The 17275-nt window shown below is 37.8% G+C and carries 11 protein-coding genes and 1 tRNA gene; 8 read left to right on the top strand and 4 right to left on the bottom strand.

Translation table 11 applies throughout. The features are described 5' to 3' along the window. The first annotated feature begins 289 nt into the window (after window positions 1-289). A tRNA-Arg gene (locus FAM09_RS11025) sits at window positions 290-366 on the top strand. Window positions 367-592: 226 nt separating this feature from the next. Here the strand turns inward: FAM09_RS11025 and FAM09_RS11020 are convergent. After that, complete coding sequence (locus FAM09_RS11020) at window positions 593-802, bottom strand: hypothetical protein (RefSeq protein ID WP_136577142.1); 210 nt, start codon at window positions 800-802, stop codon at window positions 593-595. A 94-nt stretch (window positions 803-896) separates the two neighbouring features. Here FAM09_RS11020 and tnpA point away from each other — a divergent pair, with 94 nt between their 5' ends. From tnpA to FAM09_RS11000, 4 genes are all read left to right on the top strand, one after another. Next, entirely contained in the window at window positions 897-1202 is a 306-nt protein-coding gene (gene tnpA / locus FAM09_RS11015; protein ID WP_136577141.1) for an IS66 family insertion sequence element accessory protein TnpA, read from the top strand. After that, a complete protein-coding gene (tnpB, locus tag FAM09_RS11010) occupies window positions 1199-1573 on the top strand; it encodes an IS66 family insertion sequence element accessory protein TnpB (RefSeq protein WP_136577140.1) in 375 nt (124 codons plus the stop codon). Before tnpA ends, tnpB begins: the two co-directional genes overlap by 4 nt. 56 nt (window positions 1574-1629) lie before the next feature. After that, window positions 1630-3105, top strand: coding sequence for an IS66 family transposase (tnpC, locus tag FAM09_RS11005; protein WP_136577139.1), 1476 nt, complete (start codon window positions 1630-1632; stop codon window positions 3103-3105). A gap of 87 nt (window positions 3106-3192) precedes the next feature. Further along, window positions 3193-3543 carry a barstar family protein gene (locus tag FAM09_RS11000; protein ID WP_136577138.1) on the top strand — a complete coding sequence of 117 codons (351 nt, stop codon included), beginning with the start codon at window positions 3193-3195 and terminating at the stop codon, window positions 3541-3543. A 470-nt stretch (window positions 3544-4013) separates the two neighbouring features. Here the strand turns inward: FAM09_RS11000 and FAM09_RS10995 are convergent, their stop codons facing one another. Both FAM09_RS10995 and FAM09_RS10990 read right to left on the bottom strand, forming a co-directional pair. Further along, the gene (locus FAM09_RS10995) at window positions 4014-5903 is read right to left on the bottom strand and encodes a UvrD-helicase domain-containing protein (RefSeq protein ID WP_136577137.1); all 1890 of its coding nucleotides are present in this window, start codon (window positions 5901-5903) and stop codon (window positions 4014-4016) included. 2 nt (window positions 5904-5905) lie between these two features. Next, window positions 5906-8164, bottom strand: a complete 2259-nt coding sequence (locus FAM09_RS10990; RefSeq protein WP_136577136.1) for an ATP-dependent nuclease — start codon at window positions 8162-8164, stop codon at window positions 5906-5908. A gap of 819 nt (window positions 8165-8983) precedes the next feature. On the opposite strand from FAM09_RS10990, the gene FAM09_RS10985 reads away from it, so the two are divergent. From FAM09_RS10985 to FAM09_RS10975, 3 genes are all read left to right on the top strand, one after another. Continuing rightward, window positions 8984-11932 carry a type I restriction enzyme HsdR N-terminal domain-containing protein gene (locus tag FAM09_RS10985; RefSeq protein ID WP_136577135.1) on the top strand — a complete coding sequence of 983 codons (2949 nt, stop codon included), beginning with the start codon at window positions 8984-8986 and terminating at the stop codon, window positions 11930-11932. A gap of 558 nt (window positions 11933-12490) precedes the next feature. Beyond that, window positions 12491-13849 (top strand): AAA family ATPase, encoded by a 1359-nt coding sequence (locus FAM09_RS10980; RefSeq protein ID WP_136577134.1) that lies wholly within the window; start codon window positions 12491-12493, stop codon window positions 13847-13849. After that, a complete protein-coding gene (locus FAM09_RS10975; protein ID WP_136577133.1) occupies window positions 13833-14480 on the top strand; it encodes an RloB family protein in 648 nt (215 codons plus the stop codon). The genes FAM09_RS10980 and FAM09_RS10975 overlap by 17 nt, the downstream gene beginning before the upstream one ends. Window positions 14481-15137: 657 nt before the next feature. Here the strand turns inward: FAM09_RS10975 and FAM09_RS10970 are convergent. Beyond that, the gene (locus tag FAM09_RS10970) at window positions 15138-16541 is read right to left on the bottom strand and encodes a Fic family protein (RefSeq protein WP_136577132.1); all 1404 of its coding nucleotides are present in this window, start codon (window positions 16539-16541) and stop codon (window positions 15138-15140) included. Window positions 16542-17275 lie beyond the last annotated feature (734 nt).

The raw sequence follows: 17275 nt of genomic DNA, 5'->3' as shown, positions 1-17275 counted from the left end.
TACCCTGGCAGAAAAGGATCAGGCCTTATTTTCAGGCTCTTCATTTGTTCTATCACCTGATTTTGGAACAACTTTGTCAATGAGTTCTTTCAACTTCCCTTTATATTCTTCAATCTGTTCGTTTGCAAATAAAATGATGGCCAGGCAAAAACATTGGGTTGGTTAATATATGACCAATTCAGCTAATAAAATGAAAAAACAGTTTTTATAGTTTGATCTTCAATTCTTTTTATTTCTTTTTGGAGCGAATGCCAAATAGTTATATTTTTGCAGCCCATTTAGGAAAAAAGGCCCTGTAGCTCAATTGAATAGAGCATTTGACTACGGATCAAAAGGTTTCAGGTTTGAATCCTGACAGGGTCACCAGACAGGACAAAGTCGAAATATTCGCTTTGTCCTGTTTTATTTTTGGCATATCATATTGACTTACACAATGATAGATTCCCTATTTTTTGAATACCCTGGGGTTCGATAAATAAAAATCCTGCATTGAGATTAGCTTTTTTTCAATTCATAAATTGAAATAATAGAGTGAAATACAACAGAGATCGAACGAGATATAAATATACCTTTCAGGATTCAAACTCGGATACTATCGATTCTGATCAGTGTTGAGTGTGTTTTGGTTCAGATAGTTACTAACGGCAATGTTTGCCATCTTTCGCAAGAATTCTAGTATTGCCTCAGCGTCAGAAATAGAGACTATTTGCCCCTCATCTTTAAGCATTTTCATTACTAATTGTGGAGTTAATTGTTCCGATTTTTCTAAAATGTTCGACTGCTCACTACTATTCTTTTTCATACGAATAGAAACCTAATTTGAATGTATCCCTCCGGCTAAGTACATCTTTTTAATAAATAATCGAAACGTTAGCTTAGTTCTTTAAAATCACGACATGGAATCGACAGCTAACAAGAAGGCAAAAGTATTTAGAAGCAAACAGGAGATTAAGCGATTGTTAAAAGAACATGCTCAAAGTGACCAAAGTGTAAAAGCATTTTGCGCAGGTCTAAATATTGCGGAGGGTACTTTCTACCATTGGAAGCATAAGTTCTCGAAAGGCAGCGACGCCACTGGGACGATAGGTTTTGCACCTATAGAAGTTGTTCCTTCTGCCGGCAACGGATTGTTTGCTGAGGTGGGTAGCATAAAGATATACCAGCCGGTAAGTGCTGCTTATCTTAAAGAGTTGTTAGCATGAGCAGTTTGATTTTACTCGGCGATCACAGGTCCTACCACCTTTATCGCAAAGAGACCGATATGCGTAAAGGGTTTAATCTGCTATGCGGGATAATAACTAACGAGTTGGGGCGACAAGTAACGAAAGGCGATGCATTTATATTTATCAATAAACCGCGGACTCATTTGAAGATGCTGGTTTATGAGCAAGGCGGGTTCACCATTTTCTACCGGCGCCTGGAAAAAGGCGCTTTTGAAGTACCAGCTTTTGACCTGGATGCCAAAAGCATGCAACTAACCTCAAACCAATTACATTTTATATTGCAGGGTATCTCCTTAAAAGAGATCAAATACCGTAAAAGATATCAACATCAAAAGGCAAATAGTGAATAACTATTGTTGCATAGCCCTTATGTAAAGCCGAACTTAGGCTTATCTGCAAGCAGGCTATGCAAAGCACTTCATCACCAGATTATAAAACACTGTATGAACAAGGGCAAGTAAGGATCATTGCCCTGGAGCAACAATTGCAGCAGTTGCAGAAAATGATCTTTGGCTCGCGCCATGAACGCTTTATTCCTTCGGACAAAAACAATCCGCAACTATCGCTGGATATATCTGCGGATGCCGTAGCTACGGGTACCATTACCTCTACTCAAAAGATAAGCTATACACGTAATACAGTTGCAATAGAGAATAAACCAGTGCAGCATCCTGGCAGAATGAAATTGCCAGAGACTTTGCGCAGGGAAGAAATTGTTATTGAACCGGAGGTTGATATTACCGGTTGCAAAAAAATGGGTGAAGAGATCACTGAAGTGCTGGAATATCAACCTGGAGAGTTGTATGTGAAGCAATACAAACGAATTAAATATGCAAGGCCGGGAAACACCGGTGTAATTATAGGAGATCTTCCCTCAAGGCCAATAGAAAAGGCAATGGCTGGAGAAGGATTGCTGGCACAGGTTGTGATCGATAAGTATGTTGACCACCTTCCGCTGCATCGCCAGATGCAACGTTTTGAAAGGGCTGGTGTTAAACTGGCCTATTCTACATTGAGCGACTGGGTAAGCAGTACCTGTCACCTCATTACTCCATTGTTTGAAGCGCTCAAAACAGAAGTATTACAAAGCGGCTATCTGCACGCAGATGAAACGCCGATCAAAGTAATCGATAAAGACAAGAAGGGACAAACGCATCGCGGCTTCTATTGGGTTTATCAGGATAGTATTAATAAAATCGTCTTTTTTGATTACCAGGAGGGCCGAGGTCGTGAAGGTCCGCTGGAAATACTGGAAAATTTTAATGGCTATCTGCAAACCGATGGTTATGTGGCTTATGATGTTTTTGATAAAAAGCCAAACATCACATTAATCCATTGCATGGCCCATGCCAGGCGTATGTTCAATGAGGCGTTGGACAATGATTATGAGCGTGCATCTTATGCACTGGGTGAGATCCAGAAATTATATACGATTGAGCGTATCAGCAAAGAGGCCAATCTGAACTTCGATGAGTTAAAAGTTGTCCGAAACAAAAAAGCTGATCCGATATTGAAAGGAATGTGGTTATGGATGCAACAGCAATACTTACATGTACTACCCAAAAGCGCCATTGGGAAAGCACTCGCTTACAGTATAGAACGGTGGCATAAGTTATCAGTCTATACTACCGATGGTCGATTGAAAATCGATAATAACCCAGTAGAAAACAGCATACGGCCTGTGGCTCTTGGCAGAAAGAATTATCTGTTTGCCGGCTCCCACGAAGCTGCCAGGCGAAGCGGAATGCTTTACAGTTTACTGGGTACCTGTAAAATGCAGGGTATAGAACCATACACGTGGCTGAAAGATGTTCTTCATAAAATAGCAGACTACCCAGTAAACAGAGTTAAGCAATTACTACCTCATCACTATAAAAAATAACTAATACGAATTTTACACCGGCTCAACAATATATGCTTAGCCCTAAGGGGATGCCAAATAATCACTATAAATCTTTTGAAGAGTACCATGAAATCAATTGAAACCATAAATGGGAGAATATATTTCGTTGCCACAGTAAATGCGCTTAGATGTAATACTAAAAACGGGCTATTAAAAGAGTTTGCAGATTGTTTCGATTTTCCAGGTTATTTTGGTAATAATTTGGATGCGCTTGATGAATGCATGAGGGATTTGGCTTGGCTTCAGGAAAAGAATTATAAAATAATAGTTCGGAACATGCCAGTTCTCAAAAAAAAGAATATTAAACAAGCCAATCAATTAGAAGAATACTTAAACTTTTATAAAGATTATTGGGATGCAGAAAAGAAACGATTGAAAAGCGACCTTGAAAACGAATTTATTGTAGAATATGAATAATTTTTGTACTACAAAGTAAACCTATGTTTCCAGCTTGACAAACTCATTGAACCATACAAATGACTGAAAGATTTTCTTCACAAAATAGCAGACCATGTAAACACAGTTTGGAATTACTACCTCATCATTATAAAAAATAACTCATACAAATTTAAACTGGCTTAACAATATGTACTTAGCCGAAGGGATACCACAAAATAGCAGACCATGTAAACACAGTTTGGAATTACTACCTCATCATTATAAAAAATAACTCATACAAATTTAAACTGGCTTAACAATATGTACTTAGCCGAAGGGATACATTTGAATGATAATCAACTAACCAATTTGATATATTAATGGCTTTAAATTCAGGCTTATATAAAAATGAGCAGTAAATAATTCGATGCAACTTTTTTGATACACTAGTTTGTATGTACCATGATAAAAAACAAAATATTGAAATATTGATATACTAGCTAGAACAACTACAAGTTTTCCATTGTGAATATTTTGTCTTTTCCGAAAATATTTAATTCACGAAGTTTTTCAACGGCCTTATCGACATTTGACGTAAAATAGACTACTACTAAATCTTTTCTAGCTCTCGAACATGATACATAAAAAAGACGTCTGGTTCTCGGTATCACGTAATCTTTCCCTTCCTCTATATTTTTATTGTCATTGTCCGAAAGTTCGGTAACACCGAAGTACTTATCATAAGAGAACTGGATATGCGTGCCTTCGTCGTCATCTAAGACAGTAATCACTCTATCAAATTCTGCACCTTTCACTCCTTGTTGAGTTGCGAAGGGTGACTGTTGTTCAAAGTATTTCTTATAACTCCAAAATTCTCGTGCAGGACATACGAAATATCTTTTCATTGCGGAGATTTCGTTTGCGACGGTATCTTCATCCGCATCCTCCATTGGCGCAAAACTATCATTCATGTGTGCAAATATCCTTTCATCGATTGAAGTTAGCTGGAATTTATTAAGCACATTAAGTACATCTAAAACTGTTCCTGTTGAATTTTCTTCCATTAACAGCATCAATTCGTCTAATCCGGCTTTAAGAAAATCAAGCGACTTTCGGACTTCTGAACCCTTCATATCAGGGGATGAAAGTTTAGGACTCTGAGAACGTAAAATACTGATTATAGTAGAGTTTTCTTTAGCTCCACGTGCAAAGACTATCGGTAAGACAAAATTCAAAAATGGCTTGATTGGCCAAATTGACCCTTCCATAAAACCTTCCTTGAACGATGTAGGGGAATCATCGTTCATTGCTGAATATAGGTTCGGGAATCCTAAACGTTTAGCCGCCATTCGGTGAACAATTACGAAAATCTTGATCTTACTTTCAATAAGCCATTGATCATCGGACAACATTTTTGCGCATACTAGCTGTACCTTTTTAAGATTAGCAGTCCTTTGTTGTTCCTCTTGAAGTGGAAGAACAAATATTTGAGCGCTACCCTTTACATATGAAGACTTCCCGTCAATCGTTTCAATCCTGCCCCCGGTTTGTTCCAATCCGTCTGCCGGCTTCCTTATATTATTAATAACTTTCAGCACCTCTTGAGAGCATCGAAAGTTTTCTGGCTTTGTTATTATTTCCCAGTTTTGTTCCGAATGGACTTCGCCAATTCCTGTTACATAAATTTTTTGCATAGGATCACCAAAAAAACCTAAGCAGAACTTTTCGCTATTGCTTTGATCAACCTGCTTCAAAGCCTCAACGATGTTCGGAAATGTATCCTGACTTTCATCTACAAAAATATATGGATATTTTTGGCTGATAATCTTCCTCAATGTCTCGTTTTCCATTATGCAAGAAGTTACTAGCTTTATTAAATCATCATGACCTAATATTCCTTTTGAGTAATTACTACCGGTGCCATAATTAAAATATGTAATTTTCTCAACCTCTTCAGCTTGAATTCTTAACTTGGCCAATTCTTTTTCAGTCTTGACCCGGGTCCGTATACGAGGATTTGCAAGCTTCTCCTCAAGCGCTTTACATTTTTCAGAAACCCTATTTATCACCCATTTCTTTATATCCCTTTGGAACGGCCTAATAACCGTCCACAAAAAACTGTGTATGGTAGAAACAAAAATAAGTGGTGTGTTACCAACATCATCCCATATTTCCTTCGCTGCAATCTCTGTATAGGTTATGCAAGCTATCTGTTGACCACGCATTTTTAATACGTTCCCGTTCGTCTTTATAGCGTGACTCAAAGCTTTAACAAGTGATGTGGTTTTACCGGATCCCGCCCCCGCAATCATATTAAAGCTTACTCTTGGTAGTTTGTCAAGGCAATCGCGAAGCCTGATATCCGCATCTGTATCTGGAGAATTTATTCTTTTAGTCATTTTTAAAGTTTGGATTCATCTTTAATAGCAGGATTTACAATTGTGAGATTACCTTGCTCTCCATTCGGTTTTATTTCCTTAGTCAGCCATAATAAACCTTCTTGTATGTACGAAGGGACGTTCCATGCTTCGGGATTTTCTCCTAAAACGCCTAATGCAAAGCTAGTCTTGTTGAATGAAGTTGATTTTACCCGGTTATGTACTTTCTCAGCTAAATCCAAAATTGTAGTTGGTTTTCTCTTAAATCTAAGCCCTAAATGATTCCTTTCTTTATCCTGGCACCAAATTGCATTTTCCAAAGCAAAAGCCTCCTCCAATGTTCTTCCTGCAATACTTGCTTTTTCTTCCTCCCACTCAATTAAAGTTTCTTTCTGATATGTAACGAAAACTGTACTTCGTGTCGTCGAACTTGGTACCTGCAAAAGATCTGTAACTTTTGCTGTCAACAGGTCATTTATTAATGATTTCTTAGGCAACCATTTAGCTAGCGTTTGGTTCGATGTGATAGCCTCGGGTTCGTTGGTCATGCATGCTTGGCCGATCCTATACTTTACAGTGGACGGTTGCCCCCCCTCTACTTCAGGCGCTTGTTCTAATTCAAGCTCAAATTCACCATTTTCATCGTTATCATTATCTTCCTCTTCATCCTTACGTTGCCTTACACTATCAAGATCAGTTATTATCAACGCAGGAATGCCTAAGAATTCCAATAAACTTTTAAATCGAAAAGCATAAGCACCTCCCACCTCCATTATACTCACATATGAACTTTGTAAGTCTGCGGCGCATTTTTCAATCATTAGTGGTAACAATATTCGCTCTACAGTACCTTCAACCAAAATTGCAGCATCAGCAAAAAACAGATCGCAATGAGTCAGTTTCATATATCTTTCCAAAAAGTCACTATGAGGCTGACTTTTGTAAAAAGTTGAGATATTCAAAGACGTAGAATGCTGGTTGATTCCTGCATCTCCCTCTCGTCTGAAATACCTGATCGGCTTAAATCCTTTTTCAAATAATATTTGAGCAGAATGGGTAGTTAAAATCAACTGTGTACTATAATATTCAGCATCTTGCCCTTCAACTTTAAGAATGTTTAATATTTGACGTATGAAAACCTGTTGAAGTTGAGCGTGTAAATGCGCTTCCGGTTCTTCGATAACAATTAATTGGAGTAACGCCCTATCTTTTTCTTCTTCGACCCACCTGGCTTGGATGTCTAACAATTCAACTACCATATAAATTAGGTTTTTGAATCCTAAACCACTGTAATTATCCGGCAATGTTAGCGAGTCATCTTTTCCATCAAGTGAATAATGGACCTTTGTATCCTGACTCATAATCATTGTTGGGTTAAGGGCAGATCGAATGACGAGATGCGGATTTAATATACCAGGGTATCCTAACTGCTTTAACTTTTCCAGTGTTTCTTTAAATACATTTTTAAGATGGTCGTTAAATTGAAGTTCTGAATCAAACAAAGCACTTAATGCGGCGTGGTCCTCTTCCCTTTTTTCAAGATTTCTTTTATAGAACCTGCTTAAGCATTTCGATAAATCTTCAGAACGGCCGTTAGCAGCTTGATCTGATAGATATCGTTGCGCATGCAAAATGTCTATGCGCAGTAATGATTTTATAAGCGATTTTCCCCGATCTTGCGGAAATTGAAAAGGATTATAATCGGCATCCTGACCAAAATTAACGTCGAATCTTGATTTGTCCAGTGCATAGTATCGAAATTCATACTCATTTTGCAAATGTTTTCCTAAATAGTCAATAAGATTTTTGGGCCAGGGAGCATAACTTTTTTCCGCGTCTTCAGATGCATGTTGAGAAGCTTTTTGTTTAGCTTCTATATATCGATGGAAAGTTTCTTGACTACTCTTGGGTTGAAATTGAATTCGGGCACCAACAATGGTACCTTTCCAGGACATGTCAGGTAATAAGTCTAAAACCCTGTGTAGGTCATTTTCTTCAATTGTAAACCATAAATCCAATGTTATTGAAGGCAATTCAATTTCATCCCTAATGCTTTTTTCAGGATCATCCCCCATTTTGTTGATTTCAGCCCAACAGTAACTGGTAAAGTCATAAACAGATAGAACATCTTTTTTGCCATTGATAAATATATCCATAGCGTGTGCTGCTGATGTTTTTCCACTATTATTTGAGCCAACAAATATTGAAATATCAGGCTCAAGTTCAGTTATTGTTTTCTTTAAACGACGAAAGTTTTGAATTTTAAAGCATGTAATTTTCATATATAAGCAGTTAAATCAAAAGTTTATGGAAGTAGATAGAAGGAAAAGGATTGAGAGCGAAGAGGATAAGTATATGATTTTCATTCAGAAGTCTAATATAACGATGCTTCTGTAATTAAAGAAAATTTTAATAAATAATCAAATTGGCTGTTTTAAAAAGGATCGGTATGCGCCAACGGTTCCGAAACGGAGAGAAAAATACGTTACATATCAGTGTACCAACCACACAACACTTCATATGCTGATGATTGCCTGAAAAGGCGAACCCAATTGACTACATGCTTATTTTATCAGGATCCCGATTTTGACGAGGAATATGAGGACACTACTCTATTTACAAAAATAAAATTGAATGTCAAGGATATTATGCTTAATAAAGGAACAGACGATAATAATATGATCACTTTGATAAAGACAGAAAACATAAACTCGATTTAATCCTCAATTTGTATTATTCACTATTAATACAGTCATTTATGCGTACCATCAACACACGTCCTTCATGGATCAGAAGAAGACAAGCAGAATCCCCAACTGGTATTTGACGTTTATTTTTTACCTCGTTCCATTTACAGAATATTCGAGAAATGTTATGGGAGTGGCTGGTAGCAGCATTCAGCTTAGAAGAAAGCACTTTACATTACCGGCCCATCCAGACGAAGCCTTATTTATCTATACGAAAAGCAAAAGCAACTTGTGGAAGCAGCCTATTTGATGTATATTCAAAAAAAGTAGACTTCTAATTTTATTTGATGGTTTACGCCTGTCAACCTAGAAACAGCTAAAATAACCAATGTACAATTTTAATTTATATTGTTAATGAATGAAGAAGAAATAAGGGGTAAGCTTTTATTGCCATATTTACATGATTTAGGCTTTGATCCTTCGGAGATTTCACTGGAAGAGTCATTTTCTATCAAATTTGGAAAATCCAAACGAACCATTAACGGCAGATCAGATATTTTATGTAAAAGGAATGGGAAAAATCTGTTCATTATTGAACTAAAAAATGACTCCATCTCCATTAGTCAAGAGGACATCGACCAAGGCATCTCTTACGCCAGACTACTGACTGATAATATTGCGCCATTCACCATTGTTACTAACGGTAAAATCACCAAGATTTTTGATTCCATCTCTCGAGACGAATTAACCGGGACAAATATTGCTAAGCAGTCCAGCTATTGGCAGAATGATTGCACCCTATCAATGGATACCGACCTGCAAATCAGATATGAAGCACTTAAAAAGTTTGTGTCGTTTTCTTCGGTGAACCTGAAGCGGTTTTGCGAAGATCAGGTTCAGGATCGAATGGGCACCATTATTGGCGATATTGATAAACCATATGCAAAATTTGTACAAAAGCTCTATGTTCAAAGACAAGGCTTAGAAAACACATTCGATGACTTTATCCGTTCAAAGGCATCCATTTTTGGGATTGTCGGCGCTGCCGGTGTTGGTAAAACGAGCGCTATGTGCTCGTTGGTCCTCAAAAAATTAGAAACTGAGTTCGTCTTCTTCTACAACGCGGCCATCATTAATAAATCACCATTAGAACATATTGCTCAAGACCTGAACGGTTTTTTTTCCAGCAGAAGTGAAAGTGATGTTGTTCTCAAAAAACTTGATGAATTAGGTAGATTTCTTAATAAAACGATTCTCATCTTCATAGATGCAATAGACGAAAGCACTGATTCAAATTTATCCATTGAATTAAGCGAAATGGCTCTGGCAGTGAGAAATTTGGAGAAAGTTAAATTATGCGTTAGCTGCAAATCAAATATCTGGAGTGCACTCTTAAAAAGAAATGACACCCCCACATACTTATTCGAGGAATTACGGAAATCTCACCCCATTATTTCCAGTGTCGAAAACTGCCCAGGGCTTCTGCTCGACAATTTCAGCGATGAGGAGATCCATCGTATCATCCCTTTGTACAGAGAAGTTTTTGGTTTCAAAGGACAAATTTCTACTTCCGTATTTGAAGCGTTACGCAATGGTTTTTTTCTCAGAATTTTCAGTGAAGTCTATAGTCACCGCAACATTCCCGAAAAAATAAATGACAGGCAGCTTATCAGAAGATATATTCAGTTATCGCTTGAGAAAACAAGTCTTGACTATCAATATGGCTTAAGAATTCTTTCGAAAATTGGAAAGGTTTTGCTCGATCATACCTATAGCTCCCAGGACGCTTATCATGACGACGGAATATCAGTGGAACATTTAATGGAGAAATTGGCTTTTAGCTTATCGGAAACTATACCGGAAGATTTATTTACGAGAAACCTGCTGATTAAATCCAATAAGCATGATTCGTATAACGTATCCTTTTACTATTCCAAGATCCGCGATTATATTATTTGCTTTCATTCGTTCCAACTGGACAAACTTAGTGACCAGGCGTTCTATGATTTGCTCGATAAATTTTATGAAAATCACATCGGCCAGAGCGCTATCTCTTTTTACGTTGATAATGCTAGCAGTAGTCACCAACGGACAATGATATCGTTCAAAAAAGATAAAGCTCTTCAATACGTTAACAGCTATACCATTTATCTGGAAAAACATTTTAATAATTTCAAGTCAAAATTTGATCCTTACACTGATGGAGCCATAGGAATCTACCTTCCGGAAGATGTATTACACAAAAATGGATATGCTTTATTTCGTCTTCCCTCTCATTCTCAGCCTAAAGTTCAATTCGAGCAAATTGGAGACCTTTTCTCGAGTGGTTATGATTATTTGTTTGAAAAAGGGGTGGACACCATTCACAGCAGCAACCATGCACTGCTGTCGCCAAATCAAGATAAAACTATTCGAAAAAATATATTTGAACAGCTCAAAAAATTAATCGAGAAAGGAAGCCTCAGCGTATATAATTCGGATAGCCTTCTGTTGGAACAAGTCTCAGCTATTCTGTATTATTACTCCAAAGAACTCCAGCAAAACTCCAAGTTTGACGATTATTATCTCCCCCGATTCAATCTAATTTTTCCAATTGACCTTCAAGATGTAAAAAAACGCGCCTACCAATTTCGTGTGCGTGAATATTACCGACGGGAGTATCATTTGAATCCCAAAGAAAGAAGCGAATTGATTGGTAATGCATTAAACGGCCATATCGATATTCCTCGGTTGAATATTATGGGCGATTTTCCGCCAATAGAGGAACTGGAAAAAATTGTAGATATATTATTAAAAAGAGGTTACACGGAAATTAAAGAGCATTTTTTGCCTTGTCCAGATATTTCGATCCAAGAAGTCAAAGCCATTTCCGAAGGAGAAAGAAGACTTGAAATGTCCCAGATTCGAACTGTGCAGTTTAGTGAAAAGCAAGGGAAATTATATATTGAATCCTTTCTCAAACATTTCGATGATTCTTATCGAGCATTTGTGGAATTTTGTTTTCCGACTTTCAAAGAGCAATTTCCTTTTTATATGACAGGCCCACATGAGTACTTTGTATACATGAAAGATACTGTCGTCCTTAAATGGGGAATGCTTGGCTATCGGCAGTCCATATCCCAAGAAGTGAACGTACATTTCAGAAAAATGAGATCGCCAGATGAACCCTTTCCTAGCGAAGAAACAGATATTTTGCACGCATTCTCGCTTGACCATATTATTCATAATGATGATTACCCATTACTCAAAACAATCGATCGTATCAATACTCCTAAAGTCGACGAGTTTTGTGTCTTAAGAAACTGGGTTTACAAATTTATTAAAAGAGATATGCAGAAACTTTTTAAAGAAAATGGAGAATAATAATAGAGAGTGATTTGCTGCAGCTCCGGAGAACCCTTATTTAATGCCGAATCGAACCACATATTTCAGTTGATTTTGACCCCCGGAGTAAATCTGTTTGTGGGGAGTAATGGCAGTGGTAAAACCTTGGTTAGTCTACCGCTAACCAAGAAATGGTCAAAAATTGCTTCTCAGGGGGCCACCAGTTTGACCTTTCATTCTCGTCCGCTAGCTGGCGGTCGGGAAGTTTTCAGGTTTGAATTCCCACTGATGCGAGACAAGCTCTGACGGAGTCACCAGACAGGACAAAACGTTTTTTTTCACTTGTCCTGTTTCATTTTTTTGCCCGAAACCCGCGCCCACATCGCAAGGGAATGGTAATGAAAGACGTTTTACATTTCAAACTTGCTCTACTCCAATTACACGCTTTCAATAAACACTTTGAGTTTAAGCTTTTTCCAATGCTTCGATTATGCCGCAAACACCTTAAACGTAAGTTTTTCACGAATAAAGCGAAAAAATGGTTAATAAATATAATTATTGACAAAAAGAAGGTATTTTGCGTGAAAATATCACGCATTGTTAATACGATTTTTAGTAAAAAATCTATTTTCTTTCAAGGAACTGACCGAATTTAACATGTTACCTGGTCGTTTTAATCGCATGCCTTATCACATATACAAAGGTGAGGTAGAGTTGCTTAAGCTTAATGCCATGTATGGGGCCAATGGGGCAGGAAAAAGCAATCTCATAAAATCGTTGGCATTGTTAAGCACGTTTCTAGAAACAGGTAAGCTCCCTATTGAATTTTATGTTGAGACTTTTAAATTTGATATAGAAAGTCGCACCAAAGATGTGTATCTCGGGGTTGAGTTCATAAAAGATGAAACGCCATATTATTACGGTATTACCTTCAACCAAGGCATCGTAATAGAAGAGGAGTTGCAAATAAGTGGCCTTGGCAAAACTGATGATTATACTCTTTTTTTTCGTTCCGATAAGTTAGAGAAAAAAGAGTTGGAACTTAGTTTTTCCAAAGAAGTAATGGATGATAAAGAAGCTTCTATTTTTCCTTTATTTTTAAAGAATGAAGTATTGGAACGAAACCAACCAACATTGTTTCACATGGCTAGCCGAAAAAACAAAGTGTTCGACCCATTCAAGAAAGCTCTGCAATGGTTTACCCACGATTTGGTACCGGTAATGCCTGATGCTCGCCCCACTGGGTTGACCATCCATTTGGAAGAAGACGCTGGTTTCTACCAATTTGCAACCAATGTAATGCACGCATTTAATACAGGCATTAAAAGCGTAGAAGTAGACACTATTCCCATAGAAGACTTTTTTGGTGAAGATGATAAACAACAGGCCGAAAGAATATCGGCTGAATTAAGGGCCAATCCTGATAAAATAAGGCCATTCCTCACCGCACAAGAAGAAATATTATTTGTATTACGCAAAAACAAAGTAGTGGCTAAGCGACTCTATTTTTTACACGATACAGATGGAGGCGAGGCAAAATTCACAGCAGCAGAAGAATCTGATGGTACGAGGCGTTTGCTTGACTATTTGCCTGCGTTTTATGCAGCCATCAAAGCTAAGCAGGTCTATTTGATAGATGAAATAGAAAGGAGTATTCATCCATTATTAATCAAAGAGTTAATCAATAAATTTTCGCATGATGTGCATACGCAAGGGCAATTAATTTTTTCCACCCATGAGTCCAACCTATTGGATCAAGATATTTTCCGCCCTGATGAAATATGGTTTGCCGAAAAAAATAAAGAAGGAGCAACTGAAGTATATGCGTTGAGTGAATTTAAGGAGCATCATACAATTGATATAAGAAAAGGCTACTTAAATGGTCGATATGGGGGTATCCCCTTTTTAGGGAATTTGAAAGACTTAAATTGGGAAAAATATGCCGAAGCCCATTAAGTTTATTTACGAAAAGAAGGCTCCGTTTCGAGATGCTTTCTTTTTTATTATAGTTTGCGAAGGCACAAATCGGGAAAAAGAATATTTTCAATTTTTTGATGGCATATCTTCACGAGTAAAAGTAGTTTCGGTAGCAAGTCAAGTAGGCAGTGCTCCAAAATTATTGATTGATGTAGCTAACGCAATAGAACAGGAGTTAGATGCAAAAGATGAAAGAGACCAACTGTGGTTTGTAATTGATACCGATAGATGGAAAAAACAATTGCACGACATACGTATGGAGTGCGATAATCAGCCACATTGGCGGGTAGCACAAAGCAATCCCTGCTTTGAAGTATGGTTGTATTTTCATGCAAAAGCTCGTTTACCCGAACTTGGGAACATAGACCAGTGCAACGATTGGAAACCACTTTTGCCTCAAGTCATCCAAGGTGGTTTCAATTCTGATTTTCATCCCATAGCTATTGAGACTGCAATTATTAATGCAAAGTTAATTTATCAAGAAACAGGGTATTTCCCCAATCCAGGAAGCACCCAGTTATGGCAATTAGGGGAGGAGTTATTGCCTTTAATAAAAAAAGAACTTGAAATATTGAAACCCAAGTTTCCAGCCCCGATAGTAATACTATAAGCTATCCCTTCTCTTAAACTATCCCCTCTTTAAACTTAAAAGGATATACCCTTTTGAGTTACATTCTTTTACCTGAAGTGCTAAGAACAGAGATCGAAATTCCATTCTCCTAACAAAAAAGATATTCCTAGAAGACTTTTTGATGTGGTTTTACCAATGCCGTTTGGGCCAGCGATAACAAATAATGTAGGCATAATTAACCCTCCGACTTTATTTCTTCAATTCGTCCGTCTGGCCATTCCGCATAAACCTTACCACCTTCGCTAAAAACAATACGCCTGCCTTTGGAAAAAGCCTTTTCTTTAGCTCATTTTAATATTGAAGGGAAACCTGGGCAAGTTCAAAGGTTCACAAAGAATTGGGTATTAAACCGCTATGTTTGCCAGCCGCATTAAATCCATCAAGAAAAAGTTCGAAAATTGTATCGTCGGGGTCACGAAGTAAATTTTCCATCCAAAACCCGCTTTCAGAGCGGGTTTTTTCATGCCATATTATCACTTCTATTTTAACTTCTATGCAGAATCAGGTTAGTTTCAATGGCATTGGGTTTGAATCCGATTTGGTTGCCACACCAAACATTTCAAACCAATTGTTATTCCATCGGTAAAGTCTGAAATGCTTTGTGCGCCTGTGAGGCTTTGTGTAACCGGCTCTGTTTTACACAGAAATATCCCATACATCTTTCCATCTCTTAAACTCAGTGGGCGTTATCCAATAACGTGCAAAGTTACCCTCATGTAAGGACATAAGTTCCGTCTCCACAGTCTCAATGAATTTGGCCCGATCAATTGAAGGTAATTGTAAGGATCTGTCATTTATTAAAGCTATAGCAATTTCACGCCCAAGCGATCTTGAAATTATCTCTGTTATAAGAGCGCGTATCTGTTCACGATACTTCATGCGGAATGGGTCTGGCTCTCCCAGGGATTGGCGAACTGCAGCATAGCGCAGCGATGAGCGCTCATACGCCCATAAGAATATATCTTTCAGAAGCTCTATACGGTTTAATTCATATACACCCAACATACCTTGTATGTAAAGATTACTAGGAACATCGGTGAAAGATAGCGGTGAAAGGTTATGATGGTTTAGCGGAATATTTGCAGCCAACCGCGATACACGCTTGTTCACATCATCAAAGGGTTGCAGGTAAGGGATATGGACCATGACAAAAAAGGACTGTTCAAATGGATTTTGAATTTTCTCCGCCTTTTCTAGCATCTTTTCAAACATCGCTTCGATTAGTTGCGGCATTGCAAGCGGTGTATAGACCGATTTGCTAATTCCCACTGCAAATGTGCGTAGCCTGCCTGATGCTGCCGGATTGGGCAAAAGGTTATTTGAAAGCAGTGCATGCAAATTCTGGATGGTATAACGGTTAAACCCAATGTCATTTGCGCCCTGTACGATAAATTCGATGGCATCCTTGTGATTAAGGATCATCTGCGCTTCCATAGCCGACTTGCTGTCTGATGCGTGACCTTGCACTATAAGCCGTTCAGTATCCAATAAAGAGTAGGTGTTGCCTTCCAGGCGACTAGAGTTCCAGGATAGATCGATAAGCAGCCTGTTTAGAATTTCCTTGGCATAAGTGCCAGCTGGTTGGTCATTTATTGTTGTTTTTCCGATCTCTGCCAATTTTTGCTTTTCATGTGGCGTCAAGTAGCTGTCAATGTTAGGCTGATAGTTTTCCAGGAATTCACGGTTATATCCAACAGGTTTACGACGTAGTTCAGGAAGCAATACAAGCGACCGTATTTCCTGACTTTCTTCGGACAAGGGTAATAAGCTTGTATCTTCTGGCGAAGTAGTTTTTTCAATACCTGACCCTGACTGTATTATTCGGGGTAAAGCATAATAATATCGGGTAGATCGTTTATCTCCGGATATTTTTACTAACCCTGATTTCTTGAGATCGGCCAATCGTCTTTGAAGGGTGCGCAGCTCTATATCAAGACCGGATAAAGCTTTTATTTCTTCAATGGAGGCACCTTGTTCTAATGAGCTAAGAACCCTTATTATTGTTTCAATTTGTTGGGTCACCTTTTTACTTTGGCTCATTTTATTACAATTTATGCGACAATTTACGGATTTATACGTCAAAATCAGCCATTAAATTGTCACAAATGCCAATATTGCGACAGAATATCATGAAAATTGCCGCAGAATCCTCATGGGGCATTAAAAATGCAGACTTTGCCTATTAAAAAACCCTGATTGTGGCTCTACGCTCAATTAATTTAAAAATCACGCTTAAGTTTATAAAGCATAACTAAATCCATCTTCAACTGGTTTGAAAACTGAAGAGAAAAACCTACTTCACTCCCTTTAATTTTTACCTTTTTATCGTCAATAAAGGAAATGCCCCGGCCCTTTAAAACCGAGTAGCCCAACGTTCATTTTATTTTCAAACTCCTGATAAGTTGTGTACCTCCGAGTAGTTAAAAACTAAGCTGTTTAAAAAAGTTTACTTTTTGAACTTATCAAAAAAGTAAACAAATGGAACAAAAACAAGCAAATGGTTTATCGAAGGAGCAAAAGATGTTTTCACTGATAGCCGAACATAAAGCCAGCACAATGACAGCCTAAGACATTGCTATTTTAGGACGAGACAGATCTATGTTAATGAACGAGGGTTAATTCATAGTTAGCAAGAATAATTGCATAAATACGCATTGGAAGATAATAATTCGCCACTTATATATTAATTAATGAACGGCTCTTTTCAAAAAAAGAAAGGGAGTATAATACCAGGTAATTTAACAGTTGGGCCGTTAGATTTTTATTGACGATGC

Origin of the sequence: Niastella caeni, from assembly GCF_004834005.1 — a bacterium.
GTDB lineage: Bacteria > Bacteroidota > Bacteroidia > Chitinophagales > Chitinophagaceae > Niastella > Niastella caeni.
The sequence above is the reverse complement of the archived record's forward strand: the minus strand, read 5'-3'. Positions and strand labels throughout refer to the sequence as shown.

Excerpts from the sequence above, each read along its gene's own strand:
- FAM09_RS11020 (WP_136577142.1), bottom strand. The coding sequence starts at position 802 with ATGAAAAAGAATAGTAGTGAGCAGTCGAACATTTTAGAAAAATCGGAA.
- tnpA (WP_136577141.1), top strand. The coding sequence starts at position 897 with ATGGAATCGACAGCTAACAAGAAGGCAAAAGTATTTAGAAGCAAACAG.
- tnpB (WP_136577140.1), top strand. The coding sequence starts at position 1,199 with ATGAGCAGTTTGATTTTACTCGGCGATCACAGGTCCTACCACCTTTAT.
- tnpC (WP_136577139.1), top strand. The coding sequence starts at position 1,630 with ATGCAAAGCACTTCATCACCAGATTATAAAACACTGTATGAACAAGGG.
- FAM09_RS11000 (WP_136577138.1), top strand. The coding sequence starts at position 3,193 with ATGAAATCAATTGAAACCATAAATGGGAGAATATATTTCGTTGCCACA.
- FAM09_RS10995 (WP_136577137.1), bottom strand. The coding sequence starts at position 5,903 with ATGACTAAAAGAATAAATTCTCCAGATACAGATGCGGATATCAGGCTT.
- FAM09_RS10990 (WP_136577136.1), bottom strand. The coding sequence starts at position 8,164 with ATGAAAATTACATGCTTTAAAATTCAAAACTTTCGTCGTTTAAAGAAA.
- FAM09_RS10985 (WP_136577135.1), top strand. The coding sequence starts at position 8,984 with ATGAATGAAGAAGAAATAAGGGGTAAGCTTTTATTGCCATATTTACAT.
- FAM09_RS10975 (WP_136577133.1), top strand. The coding sequence starts at position 13,833 with ATGCCGAAGCCCATTAAGTTTATTTACGAAAAGAAGGCTCCGTTTCGA.
- FAM09_RS10970 (WP_136577132.1), bottom strand. The coding sequence starts at position 16,541 with ATGAGCCAAAGTAAAAAGGTGACCCAACAAATTGAAACAATAATAAGG.